Below are 9,789 nucleotides of genomic sequence, written 5' to 3'. Positions count from 1 at the left end.
TCTTCCCATGATCAACGTGACCAATCGTACCAATATTAACATGCGGTTTTGTTCGTTCAAACTTGCTCTTCGCCATTGCTATTAATCTCTTGTTTTATTCCCTAATTTTTATTAGCATCTAGGGACAGTTCTGCAAAACTTAAGTCTGACCAGACTGTAAACAGCCCAATCACCACAACTCTTAGACGGAAAACCCCACCAAATCTATAAATGGAATATCCTCCATCATACCTATTTGCCCAATCATCAACAACCATTTGGAGCGGGTAGCGGGAATCGAACCCGCATATTCAGCTTGGAAGGCTGCTGCTCTACCATTGAGCTATACCCGCATGACCCACGTACTAACTCTCCTTCGATGAATGGTGGAGGGGGTTGGATTCGAACCAACGTAGCATACGCAACGGATTTACAGTCCGCCCCCTTTAACCACTCGGGCACCCCTCCATTACACCGATAAAGTCGCGCAATGAGACATCACGACAACCATCTTGAATACCCATTCAATTCAATCTGATTGCGAAGTGGTTATGACGATTACTATTGTATCTGTCAACAGAATAAATACAATTCTGTACAAATTTCCTGCTCATAATTTTAAATTATAGATTTTTTCTCTCTATTTTTCTTATTAACACGTTATAAAGAAGCTATGAAAGAAAAAACATCACAAAATTCTCATTATGCTCGTTTGCGTCGCCGATATCGCGATACAAAAGGCTCTCCTTCTCGATCTTTTACACACCCAAATAAGAAAGCTGCTTCTTTACAGCAAGAGATCATCCATCTTTATGGCATTCATTCTGTTCAGGCTGCTTTAGAAAACCCAAAAAGAATTTTAAAATGTCTTTACGTTACACAAAATGCCTTAAAACGATTAAATATATCCGAATCAGATTATCCTTGCTCTGTTACATTATGTACCCCCAAATATCTTGATTCGCTTGTTGGAAGTGAGGCTGTTCATCAAGGTATTGTTTTGGAAACTCTCCCCCTCAAACCATGCAAACTGTCGGAACTAACCAATACTGATCTGGTCATTGTCATGGATCAAATTACCGATCCACATAATGTTGGTGCTATTATGCGCTCTGCAGTTGCATTAAAAGCTAAAGCACTTATTACAACTTGCCGTCACTCTCCCCACGAAAGCGGTGTTCTTGCGAAAGCGGCATCTGGAGCTCTGGAAATGATTCATTATATTACCGTACGAAACCTTGCTGAAGCTCTTCAAGAACTTCATCAAACAGGTTTTACAAGCTTTGGTCTCGATTCAGAAGGTGACCAACCTCTAGAAACAGCATTAACAGGGAATAAAATTGCTCTTGTTTTAGGAGCAGAAGGTAAAGGTTTACGTAAAAAAACACGCGAAACCGTTTGCGCTTTAACACGCCTTGACATGCCTGGAAATATTAAATCATTAAATGTTTCAAATGCAGCAACAATAGCTCTTTATGTGGCACATCAATATCTTAGATTCTAGTTTTTAATTTTTTGTGAAACATCAAAAAAACCAACCAACAAAAAACCCGCAAAAAAACCGCCAATATGAGCTTCCCATGCTATTGAGATGCCATTTTCTTCAAACAAAATAGAAGAAATACCTATGATCAAATCAGTCGTCAGCCATACACTCATATAAACAAGAACCCCCTTAGAACACAAAGCTTTTTTGACAGATAATAAAGATCCCAAAAGTTTTTCGTTCTGCACATTGACAGCTAGATTACCACTAGGAAAACCGTAACGTGCAATAGCCCCCATCATTCCAGATACGGCACCTGACGCCCCAATAAGTGATATGGTACTTTCTTGATGAAATGTAAAATAAGTCAAAACAGAAATAATTGCCGTTAACACCCAAAAAATTAAAAAACGTAAAACACCAAAATGCCTTGCTAAAGGAGAGCCGAAAACCAAAAGCCAAACCATATTAAGAGCAACATGTTTAAAACTACTATGCATAAATGAATAACTCACCATGGTATAACAAAATGCTACAGGATCCCTCTTAAACAATGCTGGTATAAATGAAAAAAACTCAAGGCTTTCAACATAAACCTGATGAGAAAAAAAATACTGAGAAATGCAATAAAGACAAAAACAAAATGCTATCAAAACAACTATAATAAATGGAACATTCAATAAGGGTTCTTTAGGTTGTTTCGGCAATCGGGAAACATCATTATGTTGGTGACTAGAAACTTTCATTGTATAAAATCTCGTATTTTTTAGAAAATGGGTTATTCTTTATACAAAATAAATATACCATTCCCAGTGATGCAGAATCTTCTCAACGCCTCTTCGAAGCCCTTTTTTAAATTTTCAATAGCTCTACATGAAAACACGTGTATTTTATACAAAAGATTTTAAAAAGCATGGATACCAAGAATATGATTTACAAACTTAGTGGTATCCTGCTTACTTAAATGTGAAGTTACCATGCAATATACAAGAACTTACGAATAGACAAACTCACTTATGAGGTGGTGTATAATAAAAATATATAAACATTATTTTCTTACTAGAAATATATTGATTATTGCATTTTTTAACCAAGCTATACTTGGATTGATAAACTTTAAAGAATCTTAAATCTCAATTTTTCCATTAATATGTCCTGCATTGCTTCTACGCTTTGAACGAAAAATGACATCTCTATGAGAAAAAACACCAATACAGCGTTCTCTAGATATACTAATTGGTGTTTCATGATGAATTACTTACTTGATAATCTGTTTCCCTCATACATGCAAAAGCGTCAGTTCATCTCTTTAACAAATATAAACAAGCCTTTCATTTCAACCTTTAACAGATATAATTCAAGAACTGTCTCTTATGAAACACTGAAAAAATATGTTGATTCTAATGATGCATCTTTGAATTTAAACAGTTCATGACGGAATTTTTTATTCCTTTTTTAGACAGTCTTATTGACACATCCGACACTTGTAACGCGCAAGAGAATAATTTGGATTATTCAATATAAAAAAAATTAAATGAGGTAATCATAGGAATTTGCTATTAAGTTGTAAAATGATAAAGGACCATTATAAATCAATGTATTATAAATAGATAACACACTAATTATTGAAGAAAACGATCTTGAGAATTCTGCTTGCAATCCTTTAACCACACATCATAAATAGGATGCTCAACAGCGTTCAAACCAGGACTATCTGCAAACATCCATCCTGTAAAAATACGCCGTATTTTTTTATCTAATGTTACTTCATTGACTTCAACAAAACCAGTTGTACGCGTGGGTTCATCTTTAGAGCTCGTATAACACGCACGTGGTGTTACCTGTAATGCGCCGTACTGATAAATTTTACCAAGAGTAACTTCAAAACGTGTGGTCCGTCCCGTGATTTTGTCAAGACCTGCAAAAACAGCAATTCCATTGCTAATACGCTCAGCCCGCACCCCATTATTTAAGGATAAAAACACTAAAATTCCCATAAAAAAAATATATATAAAATGCCTCACCCCTAAAAATAAAAAAAATCTCATCATATCAAAATCAATCGCACCTTAAAAAATAATTCTTTTCATAACATAGAGTCAAATAAGACAAAAAATACACACGCACATTAAAACATGTTATTTTTTAGGTGACCACGCATCATAATCTTCATGCACACAAGAACACTCTCCATTGGAGGTGATAGCCCCCTTTGGTCGATAGCCCTCACTTGTTCCTGTCATATTTGCAACATAAGGCTTTTCCCATTCATAAGGATGATAATCCTCTTGTGTTGGTGGACACTCACAGCGATGATGAATCCAGCCGTGCCAACCTGGTGGAATAGTAGAGGCCTCAGAATAGTCTTTATAGATAACCCAACGGTGCGGATAACCATCCTTATGAAGTCCTCCTTCATAATATATATTTCCAAATTGATCTTCCCCTATCCGCTTACCTTTGCGCCATGTGAAAAAACGCGTACCAATGGTATTGCCATTCCACCATGTGAAGATTTGCTTTAAAAAACGAGCCATCTGCTATTCCATTCATTTAGTGCGTTCATGAAATTAATCGTTGGAATAAAATTATTAACGATTGAAATTATCGAAAAAGTTACTAGTAAATTCAACTACAATTCCAATTGATAGGTTAACGTGCTATCCTTTAATTTCAAGAAGATATCATATGTATGGCTTCTTCTCCACCCCATAAAATTTAATCTATGCCAAGTTTCATCTTCACCAATTCATTAACAGCTTGGGGATTTGCCTTACCACCTGTTGCTTTCATTACCTGTCCAACAAACCAACCAGCTAAAGCAGGTTTGTGCTTTGCTTGCGCAACTTTATCAGAATTATTGGCAACGATCTCATCAACAGCTCTTTCAATAGCCTTTGTATCCGTTACCTGCTTCATATTTCGTTCTTCTACAATTTGGCGTGCATCTCCCCCCTCATTCCAAATAATCTCAAAAAGATCTTTGGCAATTTTTCCAGAAATAACTCCTTCTTTTATAAGATCAATAATGCTTCCCAATTGATTTGGCGATACTGGTGACTCTTCAATCTCACGATTATCTTTATTTAAAGCCCCTAAAAGGTCGTTAATCACCCAATTGGCAACTATTTTTCCATCACGCCCACGTGCTACTTCTTCAAAATAATCAGCAATAGCCTTTTCTGTCACAAGAATGGAAGCATCATACACTGTCAATCCCATTTCCTTAACAAAACGTGCTTTTATAGCGTCAGGCAACTCTGGTAAGTCTGCTGCCAAAGCATCCACAAATGCTTGATCAAATTCTAATGGTAAAAGATCAGGATCAGGAAAATAACGATAGTCATGCGCTTCTTCCTTTGAGCGCATAGAGCGCGTTTCACCTTTAGCGGCATCAAAAAGCCGAGTCTCTTGATCTATGACGCCTCCATCTTCTAAAATTGCAATCTGACGACGCGCTTCATATTCAATTGCTTGACCAATAAAGCGAATAGAATTAACGTTTTTAATTTCACAGCGCGTTCCAAAACCTTCACCAGGACGACGAACAGATACATTGACATCTGCACGCATAGAACCTTCATCCATATTGCCATCGCAAGTGCCCAAATAACGAACAATCGTACGCAATTTTGTCATATAGGCTTTAGCTTCATCTGATGAGCGCATATCAGGCTTAGAAACAATTTCCATAAGAGCAACACCAGAACGATTAAGATCTACAAAAGACATCGTTGGATGTTGATCGTGCATCGATTTTCCAGCATCCTGTTCAAGGTGCAACCTCTCAATTCCCACTTCAATATCCTCAAATTGGCCATTCGAATCTGGACCAACAGATATAATAATCTTTCCCTCTCCTACAATGGGATAGCGAAATTGAGAAATCTGATACCCCTGCGGTAAATCTGGATAAAAATAGTTTTTGCGATCAAAAACAGATTTTAAATTAATATGCGCCTTTAATCCTAACCCCGTTCGAACCGCTTGACGAACACATTCTTGATTAAGAACAGGCAACATACCTGGCATGGCTGCATCAATAAGTGATACATGATTGTTCGGCTCTGCACCAAATTTGGTTGATGCTCCTGAAAAAAGTTTCGAATTTGATATGATTTGCGCATGAACTTCCATGCCAATGATGACTTCCCAATCACCTGTAACTCCAGAAATAAAACGCTTAGAATCAGGAGTACGCGTATCAATGATGCTCATTGCCAATCCACTACCAATATTTTAAAATTCACTCATGGCTTATCTAAAACCATTCTCTCAGTGCAATCCTAGGATATAAATCTTACAACACAAGCCCGATTTTATCGGGCTTGTGTTGTTTGCATAAACATTAAGCTTTTTTAGGAGCCTTTTTCTTAGCTGTTTTTTTCTCTGTAGACGTTTCTTTCACTGCTGACTTTTTCTTTGCCGGCTTTTCTTCAAGGACATCTGATTCGTCATATTCTTTCATCAACTCTTCAACCGTCACTTCTTTATCTGTGACTTTTATCTGTGCTAATAAATGATCAATGACCTTTTCTTCAAAAATCGGAGCACGTAGATTTTCAACAGCTTCCGGAGTCTTACGGAAAAAATCCATAATCTCTTTCTCTTGTCCAGGATACTGGCGAACCTGATCAAAAACGGCTGCTTTTAGCTCATCCTCACTAACTTTAACACCAACCTTCATTCCAATTTCAGAAAGCACCAAACCAAGACGAACACGACGCTGCGCAAGGACACGATATTCCTCCCGTGCCTTTTCTTCTGTAATACCTTCATCTTCAAAACTGCGCCCAGCCTTTTTCAAATCATCATTAACCTGAGCCCATATATTGTTAAACTCAACCTCTAAAAGTTCTTCAGGAATCTCAAAATTATAATCAGCATCTAAAGCATCAAGAATTTGACGCTTAACTTTTTGACGTGTCACTGAACCATATTGGCTTTCAATCTGCCCACGAACGACCTCACGTAAGCGATCTAGAGACTCTAAACCAACTTTTTGTGCCGCTTCATCATCAATTTTTAATTCATCTGGTTTAAAGACAGCTTTGACAGTAATGTCAAACTCTGCTTCCCGTCCCGCCAAATGTGCCGCACTGTAATTATCAGGAAATTTAACAAAAATCGTTTTTACATCCCCAACTTTCACACCAACCAATTGCTCTTCAAAACCAGGAATAAATTGTTTTGACCCAAGAATCAGTTGTGCATCACTATCTGCCCCACCTTCAAATGGAATGCCTTCAAGCTTACCTTGATAATCTATGGTAATGCGATCACCTTCTTCAGAATTCCCCTCTTTTAGAGAATAATTACGCGTAGAAGAAAGGACGCGATTGACTTGATCATCAATATCCTGTTCAGGAATAGTTGCAATTTCACGGATAACCTTAATATGTTCAAAATCTTTAATGTCAATTTTTGGTAAAACTTCATACTTTAAACTAAAAGTAAAATCAGCCTTGCCATCTAGAATTTTTTCATCTTCATCTATATCTATTTTTGGCTGCATCGCTGTACGTTCATTGCGGTCTGCTAAAATAGAACGGGGTGCATCACTGAGTATCTCATTGAGAATCTCAGCCATAAAGGATTTACCATACATTTTTCGCAAATGCCCACTAGGCACTTTACCGGGACGAAAACCATTAAGCTTGATTTTTCCCTTGGTATCATCCAATCGTTCATTCAACTTTTCTTCTAAATCTTTCGCTGGAACCACGATCTTAATTTCGCGCTTCAGTCCTTCATTAAGCGTCTCGGTAACCTGCATTAAACACCTTCATTTTTCTAAGGAGAGGGATCAACCCACTCTAATAATCATTACATTCTAACACTTCGAGTGTTACATTTACCATGAAGCGGAATTTCAGACACGTAGAAATCCGTAGCACTTAAGGGATTGCTTTGGTGCGGATGGAGGGACTCGAACCCCCACGGTCTCCCGCCAGAACCTAAATCTGGTGCGTCTACCAATTTCGCCACATCCGCTCAAACTTACAAGCTAATAACCTTATACAAGCGGCGTTTCTATACCATTAATTACAGAAAAAAAGCAAACAAATATATTAAAAAAAACAAAATCTATGCTTTTCATACATAACTGCTTACGCTAAAAGTCAATTATGTTAAAGACATTTGATATCCCAATTCATATCATCGGTGGCGGTCTTGCGGGGTGTGAAGCAAGCTGGCAAATCGCTCAGTCAGGAATTTCTGTTGTTTTGCATGAAATGCGACCCGAAAAAAAATCAGATGCCCATAAAACCGATAAATTGGCAGAACTGGTTTGTTCAAATTCGTTTCGTTGCGATGATTCATTAACAAATGCCGTAGGGCTTTTACATGCTGAAATGCGATTAGCAAAATCGTTAATTATGAAAGCTGCTGATGCCAACAAAGTTCCCGCAGGTAGTGCTCTTGCTGTTGACCGTGATGGATTTTCAAAAACCGTTACGACAGCACTTGAAAATCACCCTCTTATAACAATCAGACGTGAAGAAGTTCAAGAAATTCCTAAAGCTTGGAAACATGTTGTCATTGCAACAGGCCCCCTTACATCGCCTGCACTTGCTCAAAAATTACAAGCAATAACCGGTATAAAAGCTCTTTCTTTTTTTGATGCAATTGCGCCTATTATCCATACCGACAGTATTGATATCAACATTTGTTGGTATCAGTCTCGCTATGATAAAATTGGTCCTGAGGGAACAGGAAAAGATTATCTTAATTGTCCCCTCAACAAAGAACAATATGAAACATTCGTTGAAGCGTTAAAAAATGCTGAAAAAACAGAGTTTCGTGACTTTGAAAAAACACCCTATTTTGATGGATGCCTCCCCATTGAAATTATGGCTGAGCGCGGACTTGAAACGTTAAGACATGGTCCTATGAAACCTATGGGCTTAACTAATGCCCATAACCCTACAGTTAAACCCTATGCTGTCGTTCAATTACGCCAAGATAATAAACTTGGAACGCTTTATAATATGGTCGGCTTTCAGACAAAATTAAAATATGGTGAACAAATTCGCATTTTTAGAATGATTCCCGGTCTTGAAAAAGCAGAGTTTGCGCGTCTTGGTGGTCTTCACCGCAATACCTACCTCAACTCGCCAATTATTCTTGATCAAACCCTTCGTTTAAAACAAAAAAAACAACTACGCTTTGCAGGGCAAATTACCGGATGTGAAGGTTATGTAGAATCAGCGGCAATAGGGCTTCTTGCTGGACGTTTTGCTGCTGCCGAATATCATCATATTTCCCCTTGCCTACCCCCACAAACTACAGCATTCGGAGCCCTTTTGAATCATATTACAGGGGGACACATCATAGATGAAAAAGCAGAAACACAATCTTTTCAGCCAATGAATATCAATTTCGGACTCTTTCCCCCTATTGCTTCTATTAAACATTCAGGAAAACGCTTACCAAGTAAAGAAAAAAAATTAGTAAAAAAACAAGCCATAACAGCGAGAGCTCTCAATGATTGTACTCAGTGGTTAGCAAATAAAGAATCAAAGAGCTCCTGTTTATAAAAAACACACGATTCGCCTCTCACCTACTGAATAGATCTTTATGCCCCTCATGAAAAAATCACCCTAAAGCCTTTTAAAGACTGCCTCCCCCAATCAATAAATACTACCCTACGTTTCATCATTTATTCAATTATGTAGATGCTGTAAAATAACTTTTGGCTATAAAAAAACTTTACCGCTATCAACAATTTAATATGATTTAATGACTAAAACAAAATAATCATATAAATATATTATGAATAATCAAAAAAATAAATAAATGGAAAATACACAAGTAATACTGTACTATCTTTATTAATAGTTTTTATATTACGTAATGTATATTATTTTATAAGAGTAATTTTTCTGTTTTTAACTTCCTCCCTCAAAATTTGTGATGTTCTCTTATTTTAACTCTGTATGATGAAGGAAAAATACGCGCTTGCATATCACAAGTGAAATAAAGATATGGAAAAAATATTTGTAGGATAGAGCTGGAGCTATCTCTCCCCTCTCAAATGCCAAGAAAAATCCCAATATTGAAAGCGAAATCTGAATATCATAAGATTCTTTTATTTCAGGATTTTATAATAAATCAATAAAATTATCCTCTTGGTGCGTCACAAGAAAGGTTGGCGTATAAGAGTAAAAGAATAAAACTATCCCTTATGCACTCGTCTCAGATATCTGGGGCTAGTCGCAACATTATAGGAAGTGAGAAAAATAGATAGCACGGTGGCACGAACATGCGCTTTTATTAAGCGTAAATGGTGATATATAATAACTTTTATAGACTTTACAGAG

At 37.1% G+C, this 9,789-nt stretch carries 7 protein-coding genes, 3 tRNA genes and 1 pseudogene; 2 read left to right on the top strand and 9 right to left on the bottom strand.

Annotated features, from left to right (window positions below; genetic code table 11):
* The 3 genes and pseudogenes from ACFINU_RS01855 to ACFINU_RS01845 all read right to left on the bottom strand — a co-directional run.
* A pseudogene (locus tag ACFINU_RS01855) lies at window positions 1-76 on the bottom strand (elongation factor Tu); the annotation flags it as partial.
* 182 nt (window positions 77-258) lie between these two features.
* Window positions 259-332 (bottom strand) — tRNA-Gly (locus ACFINU_RS01850).
* A 31-nt stretch (window positions 333-363) separates the two neighbouring features.
* Window positions 364-447: transfer RNA gene (locus tag ACFINU_RS01845), tRNA-Tyr, on the bottom strand.
* 205 nt (window positions 448-652) lie between these two features.
* Here ACFINU_RS01845 and ACFINU_RS01840 point away from each other — a divergent pair.
* On the top strand, window positions 653-1,483 hold the full coding sequence (locus ACFINU_RS01840; protein WP_375617708.1) for a TrmH family RNA methyltransferase: 831 nt from the start codon (window positions 653-655) through the stop codon (window positions 1,481-1,483).
* Here the strand turns inward: ACFINU_RS01840 and ACFINU_RS01835 are convergent.
* From ACFINU_RS01835 to ACFINU_RS01810, 6 genes are all read right to left on the bottom strand, one after another.
* The gene (locus ACFINU_RS01835) at window positions 1,480-2,211 is read right to left on the bottom strand and encodes a rhomboid family intramembrane serine protease (RefSeq protein ID WP_375617707.1); all 732 of its coding nucleotides are present in this window, start codon (window positions 2,209-2,211) and stop codon (window positions 1,480-1,482) included. The genes ACFINU_RS01840 and ACFINU_RS01835 overlap by 4 nt on opposite strands.
* Window positions 2,212-3,087: 876 nt before the next feature.
* Window positions 3,088-3,513, bottom strand: a complete 426-nt coding sequence (locus tag ACFINU_RS01830; RefSeq protein ID WP_375617716.1) for a DUF2155 domain-containing protein — start codon at window positions 3,511-3,513, stop codon at window positions 3,088-3,090.
* 90 nt (window positions 3,514-3,603) lie between these two features.
* Window positions 3,604-4,002, bottom strand: coding sequence for an NADH:ubiquinone oxidoreductase subunit NDUFA12 (locus tag ACFINU_RS01825; RefSeq protein ID WP_375617706.1), 399 nt, complete (start codon window positions 4,000-4,002; stop codon window positions 3,604-3,606).
* Between the two features lie 181 nt (window positions 4,003-4,183).
* Entirely contained in the window at window positions 4,184-5,683 is a 1,500-nt protein-coding gene (gene gatB / locus ACFINU_RS01820; protein ID WP_375617705.1) for an Asp-tRNA(Asn)/Glu-tRNA(Gln) amidotransferase subunit GatB, read from the bottom strand.
* 130 nt (window positions 5,684-5,813) lie between these two features.
* Window positions 5,814-7,241 (bottom strand): trigger factor, encoded by a 1,428-nt coding sequence (tig, locus tag ACFINU_RS01815; RefSeq protein ID WP_375617704.1) that lies wholly within the window; start codon window positions 7,239-7,241, stop codon window positions 5,814-5,816.
* A gap of 135 nt (window positions 7,242-7,376) precedes the next feature.
* Window positions 7,377-7,459, bottom strand: a tRNA-Leu gene (locus ACFINU_RS01810).
* A 134-nt stretch (window positions 7,460-7,593) separates the two neighbouring features.
* Between ACFINU_RS01810 and trmFO the strand changes: the two genes are divergently transcribed.
* Complete coding sequence (gene trmFO, locus ACFINU_RS01805; protein WP_375617703.1) at window positions 7,594-9,006, top strand: methylenetetrahydrofolate--tRNA-(uracil(54)-C(5))-methyltransferase (FADH(2)-oxidizing) TrmFO; 1,413 nt, start codon at window positions 7,594-7,596, stop codon at window positions 9,004-9,006.
* Window positions 9,007-9,789: the final 783 nt, after the last annotated feature.

It is taken from the genome of Bartonella sp. AC130YNZD, from assembly GCF_042196865.1.
GTDB lineage: Bacteria > Pseudomonadota > Alphaproteobacteria > Rhizobiales > Rhizobiaceae > Bartonella.
Note: the sequence above shows the minus strand (reverse complement) of the source record. Positions and strands in the feature narration are given on the sequence as shown.